The sequence below is a fragment of the Desulfosalsimonas sp. genome, from assembly GCF_055149105.1.
Genome location: NZ_JBSRLA010000008.1, coordinates 12,807 through 33,231, shown reverse-complemented (window position 1 = coordinate 33,231; position 20,425 = coordinate 12,807). Strand labels below are relative to the sequence as shown.

The following is a 20,425-nucleotide window of genomic DNA, read 5'->3' as shown; positions in this document are numbered from 1 at the left end:
TTGCATTCGTTTTTACACGTTATTGACAACTTTTCCGGCATCAGGCTTCCGGCAGTTTGACATCCTGCAGATCCTCTCCCAGGTAGGTGCGTTCATTTTCACCCAGAACGCCCAGGGACAAGGCGAGCAAGGTCCAGAGATGAATGGTGTGATATCCGCACTGGTAATGTTCTGCGAGTTTATGGATCTGGTCATGACAGTTATGACAAGGAGTTACACAATAATGTGCCCCTGTTGCCAGAATCTGGTCTTTTTTAAGCTCCCCATATTTCAGGCGCGCCTCGTTATACCCGGACTGCAGGTAACCGCCGCCCCCGCCGCAGCAATAGTTATTGGAACGATTCGGGACCATATCAATGAAATTTTCTTCCCCCACACAGGCTTTGACAACAAACCGCAGATCTTCGGCCAGGGGATCACCAAAGCTTTTTCTGACCTGCTGGCAGGGATCCTGCACTGTAAACTTGATTTTCAGATCGCGGTTCCACTCAGAGTTTGGATTTAGCCTGCCTTCCCGGATCCATCGGGCATAATGGGGCACAATGGGTTCGATCTGAAGGGGCGTATCAATATTGAATTTTTTCTGGCCCATCCACACTGAATAAGTGGAATGGCCGCATTCGGTGTTGAGATACACCTTGCAGCCCAGATCCATTGCAGACTCTATGGTGTTTCGGGTCACTTTTTCCCAGCTCTGGTCATCTGCCAGAAACATGCAGTAATTTTCTCCGCCCCAACCCCGTTTGCTGTATGTCCAGTCAACACCGGCAATGTGGAGGATTTTCCATAAAGGAACCATTTCCTCGGGCTCAATTCCGGGTTCCCTGGAATTCTGGCTCAGAAAAAAATGCGCCCCTTTTTTGTCCACAGGCGCCTGCAGGTCTTTCCATGCCGGCTGGGTTTCCCGGACTTCCCCGAGGATGTCTTCGATCACCCATTCAAAATCATCCTCTGAAATGCCCATGGCACTGCCGCTGGAATTGCGAAGGGCCATGTCGCAGGACCCCAGGATACCCTTTGGTCTCTGGTCCCGGGGCCATAGATTGCGGGCTTCATATACCATGGCCCCGATATTGATCCCCATTGGGCAGGCATGAGTACAGCGCATGCACATGGAGCACATCCATACCCACGGATGGCCGGCGATCTGATCATCAAGGCCCAGAACCGCCAGGCGCAAAAATTTACGCGGATCCATTCCTTCAAGGCCGGTGGCCGGACATCCTGATGCACATGCGCCGCAGGTCAGACAAAGGTCCAGGCGGTCGCCGCCGGGCACCATGTCACGAATACGATCCAGGAATCGCTCTTTTTTTTCTTTTTCCAGAACAAAGGGTTCCATTTAAAATCTCCTTAAAGCATTTTGGCCATAATCAATTTATTTCTGCTGCTGAAATTCAGGCAAACCGGCATCAGGGCCCAGGACCCTGAAATTTTCCAGCCGCTTTGTCATGCCTGTTTCGTCAAGGTATTCCAGCACCGCCACGGCCTGGGAACGGCCGTAGCCGAAGACATCGTGACAATCACGGATTGAAAATTTTCCCTGCTCTTTGATAAACGACACCATTCGTTCGCGAATCTGCCTGACAGCATCCGGAGTGATAAACTTTCCTCCTTCAAGTGGAATCAATTTATTTTGCGAAACCAAAAACCGCAGGATTTTTTCCACCCTTGCTTTTTCATACTGATCATTGTGAGTTTTGTTGAAATGGCCGGCTGTAAAAGGTTTTAATCCGCACTCATTGGCAAACTCCATGACGCTTGAAGCCAGGTTTTTATAATCAGCGGATAACCTTACAGAATGGGCGGGAACCTGATAATAACCTTTAAACAGGCAAAGATGCCCCTGAGCGCACAGCCGGGCCATCACATGATGCAAAACCTCCGATTCCCCCAAAATTCCCAGCCGGTCAGCCACCTCTCTGATATGAAACCGTGGTTGTATGGATTTTTGACCGACTGACGGTTTTTTAAAAAGAGCCCTTACCTCCCGCAGCAGTTTTTCATATTGCTGCCTTTTAACCACGCCGTCACCCACCCGGATCAGTTTGTCTTTTCCAAGCCCGCGCCGGATTTCATCCTCAAACACGGATTCCGGGAACAAGGACCGATCCGCCAGGTCTGCGGGGGAAAACGGTGTATTCGGATAACGGTCAAGGACTGCACCAAGGTATCCGGAGCTGTCATTTTCCTGAAGGGCCTTCAGGCATGCGATCTGGCTGGAAGCTTTGGCTTTGCGGAATTTTTCATCACTTGGCGCAAGCACCCGCCCGCCTCCGACCAGCCTGTTGTCATTTAAAAAAGACACTGCAAATCTGTCTCCCGGCATGCATGAAACAGGCCGGTTGAGACGAAACTGGACCAGACATTTCCTGCCGGGCTCCAGAAAATCCGTATCCATAAAAACCAGCATGGCGCTTACAACGGCAGTGCCGATAAAAAGCCGCATGCGGATCCGGCTGTTTACAGGCCGGCCAGCGTTTTCCCACAGCCCCGTTTCCGCGTTAATAAACCGGCAAACACTTCCGGTTTCCGGAGACGTGAGCACCATTCCCTTTTTTACCGACTGAAAGGCGATTTTATGCAGATTGATTCCAACCCGCTGACCCGCTGCGGCCGAACCTGTTCTTATGCCATGGGTTTCCATAAACCGGACCCGGCTTTGCCGGCCTTCGGGTTCTATCTTCACCGTTTCATTTACCCGGATCCTGCCCTGAAGAATGGTTCCGGTCACTATTGTTCCAAAACCGGCTGACTGCTTGACCTGATCGATCCAGAGACGAAAGGGAAGGTCAGCTTGCCGGGGCGGCAATTTTTTAGCACATGATTCTATGGTTTCAAGAAGGTGCCCCCATTTGTCCGGCCGGGTTGTTGAAAACCGGCAAACCGGAGCATCCGCAAGAAATGTGTTTTCCGTTAAATCGTTGATTTCCATTTCAGCCAGCGAGCAGATCTCTTCGTCAGCCAGATCGGTTTTGGTCAGTACAATCAGTCCTGCGTGTATGCCCAGACATTGAACAATCTGAAGATGCTCCCGGGTTTGAGGCATGACCCCATCATCTGCGGCCACAGCAATTATTGCCATATCCACCGGATACAGCCCCCGGACCATGTTTTTGAGATATGACGGGTTTGCCGGCACATCCACGAAGGCCGCCTGAAATCCGGACGCAAACTGCAAGGGGGCAATCAGGCATTGAGAGGATTGATTTTTGTCTTTTCCCGCTCGGACTTTATCTGGTTTCATGCCTGTCAGAGATTGCACCAGTGCGGTTTTCCCGTGACCTGCATGACCGGCAACCCCGATGGTAAAATACCTGTTCATTGTGTCTTCCAGCCAGTGGAAGGGGCAAGGGGAATCGAACCTCCTCTTCGTTTTTCAGACGAAGCCGGCGGTTTTGAAGACCGCGGGGTGCCCAGCACCATTGCCCCTGTATTTGAGCTTCTGCCCCAAAAGGGATTTGCCGTAAAAAAGACGGCTCTTTTAAAACAAAACAGCCGCGGGCGGCTCCTTGATCATTCGATTGGCCGGCCCCAGTTTTTTCACAGAATCAACGACAAACTCAGCAACCTCAACAAACTTGGTGGACTCGGCCGAAGAGATCCAGGAAAAGTGCAGGCGGCCGGGCTCAATTCCCATGTGCTCCAGAAGATTTTTAAGAAGTGCAAATTTGCGCCTTGCGTAATAATTGCCCTCTATGTAATGGCAGTCGCCGGGGTGGCATCCGGACACCCAGACCCCGTCCACACCGCTGCGCAATGCCGCAAGAATGAACTTCGGACTGACCCGACCGCTGCAGGGAAGGCGGATCACCCGGATACCCGTGGGATACTGCATACGGCTGACACCTGCCAGATCAGCTGCGCCGTAGGTACACCAGTTGCAAAAAAAGGCCGCTATTTTTGGTTCCCATGTGGACATAAGAACTCCTTTCTTAAAGTTGATGTTGCTGCACAGGACAGGCTTCAATACAGTTTCCGCAGCCGGTGCACTGTTGAGCATCCACGCTCCGGGCCCGTTTCCGCACCCTTACGGTAAAACATCCGGCCCCGCCGGAAACAGACTCCAGTTCAGAAAGGGTCAAAAGCTCTATATTTCTGTGCCTGCCGGCTTCCACAAGCTGGGGAGACAAAATGCACATGGAACAATCATTTGTGGGAAAGGTTTTGTCGAGCTGAGACATGGCACCGCCTATGGCGGGCTTATTTTCCACCAGATAGACTTTATATCCTGAATTGGCCAGATCCAGAGCGCTTTGAACACCGCAGACGCCCCCTCCGACAATCATTACACTGCCAACTGATCCATCAGGCATTTTTCCTCCTCACTCAGGTTTATTTGATTTTGCCAAAATCCACACAGCCGCTTTCCGGACCCATCGGCGACCTTGCCTGTACACAAGGGCCGGAAGGCAGGGCCAGGGGCAGAAACGTCTGCACAACATCAGGCTGCAGGCAAACTTCAATGGCGCGCTTGGTTTAGGACGGAGTTAATCCGGGTAATAAAGCAGGGGGGGGTCAATACCGGGTAAAGAAAAAGTGATCAGAAATCAGCTGTTACCGGTTTTCCGGCTGACACCCCATGGCTGCCCGCACCGGGCAGCATCGCTGCTGAAGTGTCATGTGCCGTGCAAAAACCAGTAGCCCATATCTATTGCTCTCTGAAATGCGTCCGGACAGCGGCTTTCCTTTAATCAAGAAACCGCCGCCCTCAGACAGTTATTATTGATGGCACCGTAAAAAGTTCAATATCTGCGTTACGCGCAATTTCTCAGAATTTCACGTACAGATAAGTACGCTGCATTCTTCCAAATTGCGCAAGCCTTGATCTTGAACTTTTTACGGCACCATTTGAAATCAGACTTTTTACGGTGTCATCAATTCTTATAAAAACACAAAAAAGATGTCAATTTGATAATATCGATATATTGTTGGAAAATTATTTATATTATCTATAATTAACCATAACAAGCTTTGAATCGATGTTTTAAATGAATACTGGAAATGTTATTGAAATAATCCATTTTACATCCAAGCCCATTGCCGGCTACGATTTTCCTGAAATATTTTATTTTACAATCATGCCGCTGCCGTTTTATTGTTTCTAATGATCTTAATGCTGACGCGCTCGTAAAAAGTTCAAGATCAAGGCTTGCGCGATTTCGAAGAATGCAGAATAGTTATCAGTACGTGAAACTCTGAGAAATCGCGCGTAACGCAGACATTGGACTTTTACGGTGCCATCAATGCTCAAACCCTGCGGGAATGCCAATGGCTGACAACGCAACTCCCAAATATCTGCTGACCGAAAAAACCCGGGCTTCGGGCTGAGCGGGCAAGCTGGGTCCGGAGTTGCTGGACCGGGTGGTGCAACAATTGCCCGTCAAAACCGATCCGCGTCTTCTGGTGGGAATGGAGACCTCGGATGACGCGGGGGTCTATCAGTTAAGCCATGATACGGCCCTGATCCAGACCCTGGATTTTTTCACGCCCATCATTGACTCACCCTATGATTTCGGCCGGATTGCCGCAGCCAATGCATTGAGCGACATTTACGCCATGGGCGGCCGACCCCTGACGGCCATGAACATCGTGTGTTTTCCATCCGATGACCTGCCTGAAAGCGTGTTAAAAGACACCCTGGCCGGGGGCCTGGAAGTGATCCATGAATCCGGCGCCGTGCTTGTGGGCGGCCATTCCGTGGATGACGCGGAATTCAAATACGGCTTGTCTGTAACCGGAGTGGTACACCCGGATGCGGTCTGGAAAAACAGCGGGGCGGCTGCCGGCGATCAGATTATTCTGACCAAACCCATTGGAACCGGAATTCTGGCCACGGCTGTCAAGGGCAAACTGGCAGACGATAAAACAATCAGTGAACTCATTGCCATCACCACCCGATTAAACAAAACCACAGCTCTGGCCGCAGAGGGATTTTCTCCGCGGGCGTGCACCGACGTAACCGGATTCGGCCTTGCCGGGCACCTGCTGGAAATGGCCCGGGCCTCAAAAAAAGAAATTTCCCTGTCCGTGTCAGCGGTCCCGGTAATCGCGTCGGCCCTGGAATTCGGGCGCATGGGGCTGTTTCCGGCCGGGGCCTATGCCAACAAGAAATTCTTCGAACCCAGTATTGACTTTGCCCCGGAACTTGATCCCATTTTAACCGATCTTCTCTTTGACCCCCAGACCTCGGGGGGGCTGCTGCTGGCCCTGCCCGAATCAAAAGCGTCAAAACTGGTCAGGATCCTCCAAGAACAAGGAATTGAGGCCGGCATCATCGGCGAGGTCACCGGGCCTCATACCTGCGGGGCCCTGATAATACTTCCCTGAAAAAACTCATAAAATACCTGTCACGCGCATGCCTGCCGGTTTTTTCCGGAAAAGGTCCCGGGCCGTGAAAATTTAATGATTTTGTATTTTTTCAGAGGATTATGCCTTGAAAAATTTATCTTGACAAACAAATTATTTTCTTGCTTTATAGTTGGTTTTTGGTTCGTTTCGTAAAAATTTCAAACAAGGACTTGCGGGAATATGCGGAAAAAACTCTATCTACCCAAAATAATTACATTTATGATCGTTCTGCCGGTCTTTTTCGGACTGTTTTTGCACACAGGCATTTCTCCGGCTTTTGCCCAGAACGAAACAAAGCGGGTACAAGTTGAAAAAATCGAGCCCGTGTATGTGGAAAAAGGCAAGACAACCTATCTGGTTACCCTCAGGGCTCATGTAACGAATAACGGGGAATCAGAAACCGTGACCGTTGATGTGAAAGGAACAGACGATAAAGACCACACCCTTGCCAACGTCCGCTTTTCGGGCAGTATACCCGAAGGATTAACCCGTGTGCTCATGGAACAGTTTCAGATACGGGGAGAGGACTACGAAAACATAACCAGCTGGACTGTAAAGCAATAACGCTTATCGCTTTTCCACCTTGTCATGGGCCTTGTGCCAAACGCGGCTGGCAGCATACACCTTTTGGGCAGGGAAGCCGGCATCCCGGTTGCCGGACCACTAAAATCTCCGCCCCGGCGCCGGGGGTTATTCTTTTTGCCGGTGCTGTAAAAAAGCTGCGACAAATTTAAGAGTTGCATAATCATGTCTGCCGGAAAAAAATTCGTGAACCGGCTTGAGATAAGGGGTTTGCAGCTCCTTGAAGGCCTTGCTGATTTCCTCCAGATCCGCCTTTGATACCAGTTCCGTGGCCGCAATTTCGCCCTGTTCGATCCAGTGGGCCAGATGGCCCTCGATGGTGCGGGGGTGCAGGGAGCGGTCTTCGGCGATTTCGTCCACTGTTTTGCCCTGGCGGTAAAGTTGAAGGGTCAGGGTTTTGGTGTCGGTTTTTTTCCCGGGTTTGGATTTGTTTTTGGGCGCACCGGCTTTGGCCGAAGATCCGGACCCGGGCTTTTCCGGCTGTGCACCGGGCAGATCGGCTTTTGTGAGCTCCTTTCCGCCGCCAAATGTATTGATTAAGGCGGCTGCTTTTTCGATTTTCTGCAACTGTCCGGAAAACTGCTGATCCAGTGTTTCAATTTCCGTGATATATTTTTTCAACCCGGTTTTTTGGGTTTTGAGTTCAGACAGGTGCCGGCGGATGCGTTCGCAGAACCCGGTGAAAACCGGCTCAAAATATCCTTTGGCCGCCTCCACCCGCTGTGCCAGATAATCCAGGCCGCCATCAGCACCATCGTCGGCCAGTATCCGGTCCAGTTGTCTTACGAACTTGCCGCCCACTTCCCGGACCGGCCCCAGATCCGCCTGCAGGGACCGGGCCCAGTCCAGGTGCGCCTGTTTTTTGGAATGGGCCGCATCCTTGGTGTAGGTGCGCACATGAAAATCCATTTCCCGCACCAGGCCGGAAAAATCAAAGGCATCCCTGACGGTGCGGGCCAAATAATCCAGGCAGGCCGGGTGCAGGGATTGCTCCAGGTCTTCGGGCTCTTTTTTCTGCCGGACAAATGCGTCCAGGGCCGGGTCCCGGTCCATTTGCCGGAACCGGAAAGGGCTGGTCAGCACAAGACCCTCCAGGGAGGTGAGCCGGGATAAGGCCACGTAGACCTGGCCGGCGGCAAATGCCCCGTCCACGTCAATGACCGCCCGGTCAAAGGTCAGGCCCTGGCTTTTGTGAATGGTAATGGCCCAGGCCAGCTTCAGGGGAAAGTGCACAAATGTGCCAACGGTTTTTTCCGCGATTTCATTTGTTTCCTTGTTCAGGGCATAGCGCTTGTTTTCCCAGGTATGCGGCTCCACCCATACCGAGGGGCTCTGGCCGCCAAAGCCCACCTTTATGCCGCCGGCATCCAGTTCTTCAACCGTGCCGATCCGGCCGTTGAAAAACCGCTGCTCTCCTGTGGGATCATTTTTGATAAACATGACCTGGGCGCCTTTTTTCAGGGCCAGCACCGGTTCGACCGGATAGGTGCGGGCATCGAATGTGCCCTTGACCCGGGCGCTGTATTCAAAAAGTTTTCCGGGCAGCTTTTCCAGTTCAGCCTGGTTGATCCGGTCTGCCTTGCGGTTGTGGGTGGTCAGATAGACGTAGCCATCGTCGGCTTCAGGCGCAAATCCGGGCCGGCAGCAGCCGTTGAGGCATTCGATGTCTGCATCCGTTAGCCGGCCGTCGCGCAGGTGATTTAAAACGGAAATAAAGGTCTCGTCGCTTTGCCGGTAAATGTGGGACAGCTCTATATAAACGGGACTTCTTTGCTGCAGGGCCCGGGCCCCGAAAAAAAACGGGGTTGTGTAAAATTCATTTAACACCTGCCATTCGTTGTTTTTGACCACCGGCGGCAGCTGCTGCAAATCGCCGATAAAAAGAATCTGGACCCCGCCGAAGACCTCATCGCGCCGCCTTCGGACCATCCGCAGCACCGCATCAATGGCGTCGAGCAGATCGGCGCGCAGCATACTGACCTCGTCGATGATCAGCAGTTCCAGCTTTCTGAGCATGTTGCGCTTGGTGGTGTGCATCTTGAGATTCCGGCGCAAAGACTGAGGCGTGTTGAGCTCAAAGTCCAGGGCCGAATCCCCGGGCGGCCGGTCCGTGGGTATAAATGCGCCAAAGGGCAGCTGGAACAGGGAATGAAGGGTCACGCCTTCGGCATTGATGGCGGCAATGCCCGTGGGCGCGGCCACAATGGTGTTTTTGTGGGTGCGCCTGCGGATGTCGTGCAAAAACGTGGTCTTGCCCGTGCCGGCCCGGCCGGTGAGAAAAACGTGGCAGCCGGTGCCGTTGATGTATTTTGAGGCCAGGTGCGCAGCCTTGTCTTTCCATTCAACCATTCAGGCACTCCTTGAAAAAGCAAAAAAGTCAGAGACAATTGCAGCCACCATACAAAAACCAATGCCCCATGACAACCCACTTATGCCCGGCACACCCTGCCATCGCTTCTGTGGGAGGCAAGCCCTGCGGCCGGCGCCGGTTTTTTCGCTCCTGACCGTTTTTACGGTATTGCTCAAGTGCCTATTGGGACAATTTCAAAACACGGCCCTTTATAACCTCAATCCAACTGATTTTTTGGCAAAAACGCTCAATGTCGCTTCAAAAACCGCCACCGCCCCCGGGCTTGCCTGGCAGCGCCTTGTCTTTCCAAAACAATACAAAAAAGGCCTGACGGGCCATAAAAACTTTAGACCGGGTTATCATTCCTTAGAGCTCTTTAGACCAGTTGCCCGATACGTCAATAAAACTGGTATATCGAGTTTTTTGCGGCTTCAAGAGGTTTTTGATCCAAGGTCCCGACGGGGCAGATGTTTCTCATTGCAAGATCCAGATAAGCAGTATCATAAGCGGAAAATGCACTGCTTCTGCCCCTGATGTTCCACAACAATCGGCAAAGCCGACAACAGTCTGTTATGAGATCTTTAATCCTGACAAGATGTGGACTGTCTTTTCAAATTAACTGTCAAGATTAAAGATTTGGCCCCTATAGCGTAACCGTTTTTCTCAACTCAAACATCAAATACCACCAAATAGCACTTGACTTGATGCGATGTTTATGCGAAGAAACGTAGAAAATTGAATGTCGGCTGAAGCTGACCTGAAACACTCCGAAATTTTTTGGTTCATAGCAAGAATACAAAGCCATGAAGGCACGACCGTAAGGTTTGGTTCCTTTATGGCTTTTTTTTTAACAAAAAAATGAAAGGAGGGATTAAAGCGAATTTACCGGGTGTCTCAAAAAAAATAGTTTGGAGGAGGCGGCTTCCTCCGGCAAGAGATTGAACCGCCTCCCCCGTGAACCCCCTCGGAAGCAAGGGAGATTCTGGTTTAACCCTACCATGATCCCATTATATTTTTCAATACATCTGAGCAAAACAGAATCCTTCCAGGGCAAAAAAGTATTTTCTATGATTTGCGACAAGCCATGCGGCCGGGCTGTACGCCGGGCATAAAAAAATGTTTTCGGATAGCCGAAGATACAGAAACACAACCGCATATCACGGGAAAATACTGAATTGTTAAACCTATATCTTTTGAAAGGAAGAATAATGATACGTACCTGTCTGCGCTCCAGTTGGATTGCTTTTGTATGGATAATATTCTTTATGGTGAACGCATCTGCACTCCTTGCACATGATTTGTGGATTGAACCCGCAACATATCAATCATCGCCCGGCAAAGAGGTGACCATGACACTGGGTTATGGCCATCAATTCCCGGCCACGGATTTTCTTGCCGACGAGTACCTGGATGAAGCCTATATGCTGGGCCCGGATGGAAAGCGAATCGATATTGCGGGCGCTGCCGATACAGCATACAAGCCCCTTCAGACGCCGGCAGAAAACGGTGCATATATCGCAGTTGTCACAATGAATGGCAGATACTGGACAAAAACCACCCAAGGATATCAAGGGGGAAAATCCAAAGTGGATGTAAAAAATGCCATCAGCTGCACCCATTCCCTCAAATACAGCAAGTCCATTATCAATCTCGGCTCCGGTCAGGACCATCACTTATCTAATTGGTTAGGCCATGACCTGGAAATTCTTCCATTGGGCAACCCGGCTCGCTTAAAAAAAGGCGATTCCGTACCGATCCAGGTATTGTTTCATGGCAAGCCCTTACCCAAAGCACAGGTGTTTGCCACTTATGCCGATTTTTCTGACAAAAGCCATACCTATGCCTACTCCACCCAAACCGATGCTGAAGGAAAAGCTGATATTCAGGCCCACAGTTCCGGTGCATGGCTGGTGAAAGTCAACCACAGGGATGAGTACCCCAATCCCGAGAAATGCGACGAATACAGTTTTACAGCAACCCTGACCTTTGAAATCCAGTAGTGGCATCTTTGTTTATCAGGGCCAATTGGGCAGTGCTTATGCGCCGAAAAAAAGTCTGCAGGAGCTTGCCCAATTGGCCAAAACCAGCAGAAACAAGCCGAGGAGGCTATATGCGAAAAACGTTTTTTCGCTCAATCCGAATTTTGCTTTATATAACAGCAATAGGCTTTTGCTGCATGGCCAATGCCTACGCAAACAGTGAAGCGACAGAAAGAAAAAAGCATGAAACGACAAATGACGCCGCCCAGCTTGGTGATGTGGTGGTTCGCGGAGAAACGACTCAAAAGGACCTGGAAACCACTTCCGCCACCGTATTGCACCATGAAGATATCACCAACCGGGTTTTTGTCACACCCCTGGATATAGTGACATTATCTCCGGGCGTCAGCGTCATTCAGTACAGCCAGGGAGGAACAGCCGCCAATTTTATTATGCGCGGATTCAGTGGCAATTCCCACGGTTCCAATACAGCCATTTTTCTTGACGGCATTCCCTTAAACGAAGGCGATGGATACGCTGATACCAATGTGATCAACCCGGAAGAATTGCAGCGGGTTGAACTCATAAAAGGCCCTTCATCGGCACTTTACGGAAATTATGCCTCGGCCGGAACCCTTGCTTTTTATACAAAGAAACGTGTAGATCAGAATCAATTAAAACTTCAATATGGTGCCCATAACACCTACGAAGCCAATTTCGTAGGCGGATTTTCCAATGAAAACTGGGATCATGTCTATTCCATTCAAACCTACCATACCGACGGCTACCAGGACAATTCCAAGTGGGACCGGCAGAATGCCGCTGTTCGTTCTACGTACCACGCAACCGATACACTGGATATCCGGCTGAGTGCCCGGGCTTTTGACTCGGACTGGGATGCACCTGGCTATCTCGGTGAAGAAGATTACAAGCGGGACCGAACACAGGCGGTAAGCGAAACCAACGGAGGCAGAAAAAGCCGGCAGGAAGCACGCCTGGACCTCGACTACCAGATTACACCCAACGCAAAGATTCTTTTTAATACATGGGGATACAGCCAGGAGTTTAGTCGATGGTATGCCAATGATCCGAGCAACCTGGACGATGATGAGATTGTAGGAAATTTACGCACGTTCGAGCGCGATGTAATTGGCACGGGGGGAAGCTATAATTTCGCCGGCTCCCTGGCCGGGCGGAAATTGCGCTTTACTGTCGGCACTGACTACATGTTCGAGGATGATGATCGCAACCGCTGGCGGCTCCTGGCAGGTACCGGAAGGGAAAAAGGCCCGAAGTTCTGGGATTATAATATCGAAATGCATACCTTTTCCCTTTACACACAGGGCAGCTATCAGATCCTGGAGCCGTTGCGAGTGGTCCTTGGAGGAAGATATGATCACTTTCAGGGAGACATGACAGATTATCTGGATGGCGGTGAAACTTTTTCCATGGAAGAGCAGAACATTTTCAGCCCCAAGGGCGGAGTTGTCCTGACTTTTCTGGAAAACCGCCTGGAATTGTACGGCAATTACAGTGAAGGATTTGCTCTTATGCCCGGTTTTTCCGAGCAGGCTGCGTTCCGCCAGGAAGACTGGGACCCTCAGGAACGAACTCAATACGAGAGCGGGGTTCGAATTTTCCCCTCAATGGACCTTGCACTCGGATTCAATGTATACAGGCTGGAGACCGATAAGGACTATATTCTAAACCGGATCACAGACGAATATGAAAACGTTGGTTCAACAACGCGAGACGGCGTAGAAATCACCCTGGATTACAGCGCATATGATTATGGTCACCTGTATCTTGATTACGGTTATGTGGATGCCACTTACGATCGATTTGTTTCAGACGGAAAAGATCTTTCCGGTAAAACGCTGCGAAGCGTGCCCAAAAACATATTTAACGCTGAAATCAGATATACTCCGCCAAGGGGATTTGGGGGGCGATTGCGCTATCATTACGAAGATGGGTACTATCTCGATGATGCCAATGAACACAAAAGTGAGTCCTGGGAACGTGTTGACGCGCAGGTTTCCTATCGTTTCGGGCAAAACGCAAATTACCTGGCGGCACTGGATATAGTGAACCTGCTGGATAAAGAATATGCAGACTATACGGCTGGTACGACAGAACGCAGATATTCACCGGCACTGCCACTTTCCCTTTATGCCACGCTGACTGTCAATTTTTGATGGTGCCGTAAAAAACTCAAGATCAAGGCTTGCGCAATTTCGAAGAATGCAGCGTACTTATCCGTACGTGAAATTCTGAGAAATTGCGCGTAACGCAGATATTGGACTTTTACGTCACCATCAATTTTGATGCAGTCGTAAAAAGTCCTAAAACTGGTATAATCGCCAACCAATAAAAAAATAACTTTTTGATTTTACTTAATACTTAATCACTTAAAACTTAACACTGCCTGTAAAAAAGACTTTTTACAGGCTTATCAATTTTTAGACAATAAAAAAGCAACCCTTCATGAACTGTATAAAGTTCGTAAAGGGTTGCTTTAACATAAAGGCTTTGGTTGCAGATTTATTTGCGATGCCCGATTTTTCATATTTTTAATCACTCTTATCCAAAAACGGAATTTCCTAGTTTAACGAGTTGGGCCCGGAGATGAAGGGGCTTGAAAAAAAATCCTCCTTGTGGGTAATGTTGTTTCGACCAAAAAACAATAAATACCCAGAACCAAGGAGGATGACCCATAATAAAGCACGCGAGCCTCTTCAGTCAACTGATAGCTTTGATTGACCGGAAAAAAATTCATGAGCTTGTATACCACCATCAATCCGAGCGTTTTGCCAAAAAGTTCAATTCATGGGAGCATTTTGTAGCCGTGTTGTTCTGCCAAGTCGCCACTGACCGCGGCGTTGATCATTCCCGAGGCCCTGGGGCGGCACGCGGATGCTGACGCCATGATATTTGCCCTGTTTCTGGCCATTGCCATGTCCATTTCAGCCCTGCCCATTATCGCCAAAACCCTCATAGACATGGATCTTTACCGCAGCGATCTGGGCATGGTGGTCATCAGCGCGGCCATTTTCAACGATATTGTCGGCTGGATCATTTTTGCCATAATACTGGGGCTTATGGGCGAGGCGTCAGGAAACCACACGCCTGTCATGCTCACCATTATCCTGACGCTGGTTTTTATTTCGGCGATGCTGACGGTTGGCCGCTGGCTGATTCACAGGATACTGCCGTTTATCCAGGCCTATACCCGATGGCCGGCCGGTGAACTCAGTTTTGCCCTGGTCCTCGGACTTCTGGGTGCCGCTTTCACCGAATGGATTGGCATCCAACCGGCAAATCCCGCCTTGATGCCGCTTGCGTCCAGTTCTTCAATGGTACCGATCCGGCAGTTGAAAAACCGCTGCTTTTCTGTCTCTTGAATAGCCCGGATCAAATTCCTATTTTATTTTTAATTCAAATTGAAAGACCGGAATAACAAAAAAGGAATAAAATGCAATGAACCTTGAATTTTTAATAGCAGCCGTGGCAATGGCCGGGCTTCTGGTCGGGCTTCACATCATGGAAAAGCGCAGGAATGCAACCCGGAAGCCCACTGAACAGGAAATGCTTTTTTTTCTGGCCAGGGCAACTGAAACCTCTGAATTCGAGCAGTTCAGGCGCGCTGCCGAAGCCTGGAACATATCCGGACAACAAGCGGAATCCGATTTTAACCGGTATCTTTTCAGTTTAGCCCTGCCCTATTATGTCCGGGACTACCTAAGAAAGGCCGGGGAATCTGACCCTGCTCTCATGGGCTTGGCATCCGGCTGTTTCACCGGTACACTGCTGCCAAAGAAAAGCTGTGACCGGTGAATGAAGCTAAAACCATAAATGCGGAGATGGCAGACCTTGAAGGTCCTTGTAATTATTGACACAGGGCATCTTATCTCAACTGCTCGATAAATGCCTCGACGCGGGTTTTGAGCTGGCCGGCATCCTGCATGCTGTAGTCGGTTTCAATGCGCAGGGCAGGAAGGCCTTCATTCTTCAGGGTATTTTCCACAGGCAATGATTCCATGAGATAGGGCTGGCAGAACTGTAGGCTGTAGTGGATCAGAGCATCGGCGTTGTAATCGGCGGCCATCTGCCGGATATGATCCAGCCGGTCGGCGTTTGGGGTGAAAATGGCGCAATCGATTTGAAAATACCGGTCCACGATGGCTTCCATCATTTCCTCCAGGGTCCCGCCCGTATCATCGGTCAGGTTGCGGGTGCCGCGCTCGCCCACGCAGGATTCCTCTCCAACGATCACCGCGCCGGAAGTCTCCACAATATGGTGCAGCTTCCAGTTGGGCACGGCCTGCGGACAGCCCGAGACCAGGATCCGCGGTGTTTTTTCCGGAAACACCCCCTTTTTTTCCGCGATCCGGCTTTCCAGTTCATCGCAGATCTTGTGCACGGATTCGGTAAACCGGGCCGGATTGTCGTAAAACGAGACCTGATTGGCCAGCAGGGCATCCAGGCCCGATATGGGGGCGGGATCGGCATGCCGCAGGGCATAGAGACGATGCAGGGCCACGCGCTTGGCATTGACGGTTTCAATTCCATATTTCAGGGATTCGGCCGTGATCGGTTTTCCGGTGAGATGTTCCATGGCCTGCCGGAACCGGTCAAATTCAGCGGCCAAAAGCGCCTTTCCGGGATCTGACTTGACCTGGGGCAGATCCATGACATAGAGGTTTTCCACCAGGCTTGAAAAGGTTTCATAGGCCTTTTTCTTGCCGTCGCAGGTGTTTTCGCCAACAATCATATCCGCGCATTCCAGGTAGGGACACACCTTTCCCAGCTTAAACCCGAAAGACGACTTGATCAGCGCGCAGGTATTTCTGGGAAGCCAGTTTTCCACTTCTTCCAGGGCAAAATCCGCACCCGAGCACAGGCCCACCAGGGTGGCGCCTGCGGCCAGCACGATTTCCTCTGGCACAAACACACAGTATGAGCCCACGATTTTCCGGCCCTGGTCCTTTTCATCCAGAAGCTCCCGGATGCGCAGCCCGTGGACCTCGCTCATGACAAAATCAAAATATCCCATGGTTTCGGGCCGGTTTTGCCGGGACAGGTACATATCGCCGTAGCCCTGGTTTAAAACATTTAGCAGCGCGTCGTGCGCATCCGGATCCAAACCCAGCTCTTTCCACATGGGGCGGTAATCGTTGCTCATATCTGACTCCCTTGAAAAAATTTAAAACTGCTGACACGTAAAATGATGGACTGCAGGTCTTTTGTTGAACTTTTGACCAAAACCAGCACCCAAAAATTCATTCTGTTCCAATATCATAGTTATTTTCATTCAATCAAATAGTTAATATCTATTATAGATTGCACGGATATGGAATTTTTCGATACGAAGGCATTGACTAAGTCGCGGAAAATCCGCGCACCTTTCATGCAGGGATCCATGATTTCACTGCAATCACACCCATGGGGGTCTTTTAAGCCCAATTAACGTTCCAAAACAGGATGGTTGATGGCATCTGGCGGGGTTTTTCCCTCAAAGGCGGCTATTATATTTCGTGCAGCCTGCATGGCAATGTCAAAGCGTACCTTGTCCACGGCCGAGCCCAGGTGCGGGGTAAACAAAGTGGAGTTAGGATTTTCCAGGAGTTTTTCAGGTATTTTTTCGGGGCGATCGGGCCGGGTCCATTCCTCCATCTCGAATACATCGGCTGCATAACCGGCAAGCTTTCCCGATTCCAGGGCCTGGGCCACTGCATGTTCATCCACAACAGATCCGCGTGAGACATTTACAAGAAAAGCCCCGTCTTTCATCATTTGAAGGGCGTTGGCGTCGATAAGATGGAATGTCTGAGTGGTCAGGGGAGTTAACTGAAAAATCAGGTCAGAGGAGGACAAAAGCTCTTCCGGGGAGGCAAAGTCTATATTAAGGTTCTGCTCCTGATCTGTCTGAAGAGGGTTGATATCGTGGTAAAGAATCCGGCCTGGCGCAAAGGCTGACAAGCGGATGGCCAGTGCTTTGCCCAGTGCGCCCATGCCGTAAAGGCCGATAGTGCTGCCGGACAGGGATGATCCGTAAAACCTGGGCCTCCATCCCCGAAATTGATCGCTCCTGATAAAAGCGTCCCCGTGCCGGAAATGGCGCATCACGCCCAGGGCCAGGCCCAGGGCAAGCTCTGCGGTGGGGACGGTGAGCAGGTCAGGAACAATGCTGAACCAAACTCCTTTCCGGGTACAGGCGTTTACATCAAAATTGTCATAGCCTTTCAGGGCTGCCGCCACTATTTGAAGATCAGGGCATGCCTCCAAAAATTCCTGATTCACTGAGTCAGGCATAAAGACCATCACTCCGGCCGCGGAACGAAGACGATCCATGAGTTCGGGGAATGGCAGGGACTCAGAGCTCTGATTGGCAATTACCGTGCATTTTTCAGCCAGAAACCCGATCACTTCGGGGTGCACCCAGTGGGTGAGAACGACAATGGGTTTGTTATTTGTTTGCCGGGACATGTCTTTTCCTATTTGAAACGCTTTCGCAAAAAGGTGCCAAACCAATCCACCAGGGTCACCATCAGAAGAATAACCATCAGGATGGCGAGGACTTCCTGATAGAGCATGATGCGCAGGGACGCCATTAATTCAAAGCCTATGCCGCCCGCTCCCACCATACCCATTACCGTTGAAGCGCGAAAATTGTATTCCCAGCGATAGATGGAAACATCCATCATCTGGGGAATGACCTGGGGCATCACCCCGTGAAAAACCACCTGCAAAGCCCCGGCGCCTGTTGCGCGCACTGCTTCCACGGGTTCCTCGGCAACGTGTTCTATGGATTCGGCAAAAAATTTGCCCACCATTCCCACGGAATGAAGGCCCAGGGCCAGCACGCCGGGCAACGGGCCGAAGCCCACTGCTGCAACAAAAATAATGCCCATGATAAGTTCCGGAATGGAGCGCAGAATGTTTAGCATCCCGCGCGCCGCAGAGCGAATAACCGGGTGCGGGGCTATGTTCCGCGCGGCCAGGAGCCCAAGCGGCACGGAAAGAATAACTGCGATGGCGGTTCCGGCCATGCTCATTGCAAAGGTTTCGGCAAGAGGAACCAGCCAGTCGCGCCAGTTGCTGAAATCCGGGGGCAGGCCTTCGAGCACGAGGGAAACAATGCTTGGAACCCCGTCGGCGAGCCGTCCCATGTCCAGCATTCCCGTATAGAATAGCGAGCCTGTCACGGCAATAACCACCATGCCGATGTTTAGCATGGCACGGTTCCATTGTTTCTGCTCCTGTTCCACTATGGTGCCATAGGCAGTGTCTGAAGACATTGAAAATAGTCCTTATCTGATATGCCGCAGGCAGCAGGCCGTTTTAGCCACCGGCTGCCTGCGCCAAATTTAAAAATCGCTCAGTTTAGATCCTACATTCGGTCAAGGTCCAGATTGAGAACACTGGCCAGTTCGCGGACAACATCATAGTCTTCATCGCTCATTTGACCGAATTCCGTAGCACCCTTAAATCCCGCCAAAACTTCAGGATCACTGAGATTCCAGAAAGTATTTCTGATTTTTTCTTTCAGGCCCGGGGCCAGGTCTGACCGCATGGTCCAGGGGTATTGGGGAAAAGGTTTGGACACGGCCAGTACCTTGACTTTGCTTTTGTCGATTTTCCCATTGCGAACCAGGGTCTCAAAAATGGGCTTTGACAGCCCCCCGGCCTGGGCCCGGCCGTTCTGGACACTTAAGGCCACAGCGTCATGGGCCCCGAGAAAATGCTCCTTGTAATCGTTCCGGGCGGAAAGGCCCTTGTCTTCAAGCATGGATTTGGGGATCAGATGGCTGGAGGTGGATGCCGGATCGCCATAGGCCATGTCCTTTCCACGAATATCTTCAATTGAGTTTACACCCTTTTCGATATTGCCTATGACAACTGCATGATAAGTGGTGGATCCTTTTTTGCTCAGAGCTGCAAATGCTTCTATATTGCTTTTTGAACGGGCAAGAACATAGGACAGGGGCCCGAAATAAGCCAGCTCAAGCCGGCCGTGGCGCATGGCTTCAATCATGGAGGAGTAGTCCGTGGTCACCACCAGTTCAATTTTTTTTCCGATTGTTTTTTCCAGATACGCTTTTAACGGTTTGTTTTTCTTGATCACCTCAGAGGCATTTTCATCTGGCAGAAGGGCGACTCTTAATTTTTCAGGATTGGCCTCTCCGGCGCTGGCCCCCGTAAGGGCTGTCAGGGCAAAGAAAACAATAATCAAACCAATTGAGAGGGTGCGATAATTCATGATGTTTCTCCTTGTGCTTTTTTGTGATCAAAAACCTGGGATTACCGCCATGGGTATCTTCAGGCGGCGATAAGATTTTCTGCCCTCTGTTCTGTCCAGGATTCGGTTGCGGCAATATCACTGCACCCGTAAATCTGCTCAAGCCGGTTTTGATCCAGGCAGTTGGCAGAGCCGTCAAAAACAATATGACCATCTGAAAGGGCGATGATCCGATCTGCATACTCACATGCCAGTTCCACCTGGTGAAGGCTTACCACCATCAACAGACCGTCTTCCCGGCATATTCTACGAAGCTGGGAAAGCACGGCCCTGGAAGAGCCGGGATCCAGACTGGCAACAGGCTCGTCTGCCAGAATAATACGGGGTTCCTGTGCAAGGGCGCGGGCAATGCCCACCCGCTGCTGCTGGCCGCCTGAAAGATTGTCAACTCTTTCCATGGCCTTGGAAAGCAGACCAACACGTTCAAGGCACTGGCAGGCAAATAGCCTGTCGGCCCGGGGAAAAGGAGCCATTCCCCTGATCCATGAATACCTGCTAACGCGGGCTGTAAGCACGTTTTTCAGGGCTGTGTGCCGGGCAATGAGCTGGTGCTGCTGAAAAATCATTGAGGTCTGGCGGCGGTGCCTGCGCAAAAGACTGCGATTGTTGACCCTTCCAACACCCTGTGTTTCCAGAAAGCCGGTGGAAGGCTGGTTTAGATGGTTTAAGCAGCGCAGGAGCGTGGATTTCCCTGCACCGGATTTGCCCAGAAGGGCGATGAAACTGCCTGCGTGAAATTCCAGGTTTACGTTTTTACGGTGTTTTATCGCTGCCGCGATATTTTCGATTCTCAAAATCGCACCTGCATGTTTCACCTTTATGACGAAACAGCAAATTTTTAATTACACTTGAAAACCTTGTAAA

The 20,425-nt window shown here is 50.7% G+C and carries 17 protein-coding genes, 1 tRNA gene and 1 pseudogene; 8 read left to right on the top strand and 11 right to left on the bottom strand.

What is annotated here, in order from left to right:
* Positions 1-40 precede the first annotated feature (40 nt).
* The 5 genes and pseudogenes from ACTCIA_RS03110 to ACTCIA_RS03090 form a co-directional block, all read right to left on the bottom strand.
* Positions 41-1,342 (bottom strand): (Fe-S)-binding protein, encoded by a 1,302-nt coding sequence (locus ACTCIA_RS03110; RefSeq protein WP_463000343.1) that lies wholly within the window; start codon positions 1,340-1,342, stop codon positions 41-43.
* Positions 1,343-1,378: 36 nt separating this feature from the next.
* Entirely contained in the window at positions 1,379-3,325 is a 1,947-nt protein-coding gene (locus ACTCIA_RS03105; RefSeq protein WP_463000342.1) for a SelB domain-containing protein, read from the bottom strand.
* Positions 3,326-3,341: 16 nt separating this feature from the next.
* Positions 3,342-3,433: transfer RNA gene (locus ACTCIA_RS03100), tRNA-Sec, on the bottom strand.
* Between the two features lie 51 nt (positions 3,434-3,484).
* Positions 3,485-3,922, bottom strand: coding sequence for a hydrogenase iron-sulfur subunit (locus ACTCIA_RS03095; RefSeq protein ID WP_463000341.1), 438 nt, complete (start codon positions 3,920-3,922; stop codon positions 3,485-3,487).
* Positions 3,923-3,950: 28 nt separating this feature from the next.
* A pseudogene (locus tag ACTCIA_RS03090) lies at positions 3,951-4,316 on the bottom strand (FAD-dependent oxidoreductase); the annotation flags it as partial.
* A 955-nt stretch (positions 4,317-5,271) separates the two neighbouring features.
* On the opposite strand from ACTCIA_RS03090, the gene selD reads away from it, so the two are divergent.
* On the top strand, positions 5,272-6,330 hold the full coding sequence (gene selD, locus ACTCIA_RS03085; protein ID WP_463000340.1) for a selenide, water dikinase SelD: 1,059 nt from the start codon (positions 5,272-5,274) through the stop codon (positions 6,328-6,330).
* 201 nt (positions 6,331-6,531) lie between these two features.
* Complete coding sequence (locus ACTCIA_RS03080) at positions 6,532-6,915, top strand: hypothetical protein (protein ID WP_463000339.1); 384 nt, start codon at positions 6,532-6,534, stop codon at positions 6,913-6,915.
* Between the two features lie 126 nt (positions 6,916-7,041).
* On the opposite strand, the gene ACTCIA_RS03075 is transcribed toward ACTCIA_RS03080, so the two are convergent.
* A complete protein-coding gene (locus ACTCIA_RS03075; protein ID WP_463000338.1) occupies positions 7,042-9,282 on the bottom strand; it encodes a helix-turn-helix domain-containing protein in 2,241 nt (746 codons plus the stop codon).
* On the opposite strand from ACTCIA_RS03075, the gene ACTCIA_RS03070 reads away from it, so the two are divergent.
* The 6 genes from ACTCIA_RS03070 to ACTCIA_RS03045 all read left to right on the top strand — a co-directional run bounded on the left by ACTCIA_RS03070 (position 9,263) and on the right by ACTCIA_RS03045 (position 15,096).
* The gene (locus ACTCIA_RS03070) at positions 9,263-9,817 is read left to right on the top strand and encodes a hypothetical protein (RefSeq protein WP_463000337.1); all 555 of its coding nucleotides are present in this window, start codon (positions 9,263-9,265) and stop codon (positions 9,815-9,817) included. The two genes, ACTCIA_RS03075 and ACTCIA_RS03070, sit on opposite strands and share 20 nt — an antisense overlap.
* A 641-nt stretch (positions 9,818-10,458) precedes the next feature.
* Positions 10,459-11,283 carry a DUF4198 domain-containing protein gene (locus ACTCIA_RS03065; RefSeq protein ID WP_463000336.1) on the top strand — a complete coding sequence of 275 codons (825 nt, stop codon included), beginning with the start codon at positions 10,459-10,461 and terminating at the stop codon, positions 11,281-11,283.
* Between the two features lie 176 nt (positions 11,284-11,459).
* Positions 11,460-13,457, top strand: a complete 1,998-nt coding sequence (locus tag ACTCIA_RS03060; protein WP_463000335.1) for a TonB-dependent receptor — start codon at positions 11,460-11,462, stop codon at positions 13,455-13,457.
* A 518-nt stretch (positions 13,458-13,975) separates the two neighbouring features.
* Positions 13,976-14,182, top strand: coding sequence for a DUF4372 domain-containing protein (locus tag ACTCIA_RS03055; RefSeq protein WP_463000384.1), 207 nt, complete (start codon positions 13,976-13,978; stop codon positions 14,180-14,182).
* Positions 14,142-14,663, top strand: a complete 522-nt coding sequence (locus tag ACTCIA_RS03050) for a cation:proton antiporter (RefSeq protein WP_463000334.1) — start codon at positions 14,142-14,144, stop codon at positions 14,661-14,663. Before ACTCIA_RS03055 ends, ACTCIA_RS03050 begins: the two co-directional genes overlap by 41 nt.
* Positions 14,664-14,739: 76 nt before the next feature.
* Complete coding sequence (locus ACTCIA_RS03045) at positions 14,740-15,096, top strand: hypothetical protein (RefSeq protein WP_463000333.1); 357 nt, start codon at positions 14,740-14,742, stop codon at positions 15,094-15,096.
* A 70-nt stretch (positions 15,097-15,166) separates the two neighbouring features.
* Here the strand turns inward: ACTCIA_RS03045 and ACTCIA_RS03040 are convergent, their stop codons facing one another.
* The 5 genes from ACTCIA_RS03040 to phnC form a co-directional block, all read right to left on the bottom strand.
* Positions 15,167-16,444: a double-cubane-cluster-containing anaerobic reductase gene (locus tag ACTCIA_RS03040; RefSeq protein WP_463000332.1), complete on the bottom strand. Its 1,278-nt coding sequence runs from the start codon at positions 16,442-16,444 to the stop codon at positions 15,167-15,169.
* A gap of 281 nt (positions 16,445-16,725) precedes the next feature.
* The gene (locus tag ACTCIA_RS03035; protein ID WP_463000331.1) at positions 16,726-17,748 is read right to left on the bottom strand and encodes a phosphonate dehydrogenase; all 1,023 of its coding nucleotides are present in this window, start codon (positions 17,746-17,748) and stop codon (positions 16,726-16,728) included.
* An 8-nt stretch (positions 17,749-17,756) separates the two neighbouring features.
* Complete coding sequence (phnE, locus tag ACTCIA_RS03030) at positions 17,757-18,560, bottom strand: phosphonate ABC transporter, permease protein PhnE (RefSeq protein WP_463000330.1); 804 nt, start codon at positions 18,558-18,560, stop codon at positions 17,757-17,759.
* A gap of 92 nt (positions 18,561-18,652) precedes the next feature.
* A complete protein-coding gene (gene phnD / locus ACTCIA_RS03025) occupies positions 18,653-19,522 on the bottom strand; it encodes a phosphate/phosphite/phosphonate ABC transporter substrate-binding protein (RefSeq protein ID WP_463000329.1) in 870 nt (289 codons plus the stop codon).
* Between the two features lie 59 nt (positions 19,523-19,581).
* On the bottom strand, positions 19,582-20,355 hold the full coding sequence (gene phnC, locus ACTCIA_RS03020) for a phosphonate ABC transporter ATP-binding protein (RefSeq protein ID WP_463000328.1): 774 nt from the start codon (positions 20,353-20,355) through the stop codon (positions 19,582-19,584).
* Between the last annotated feature and the right edge of the window lie 70 nt (positions 20,356-20,425).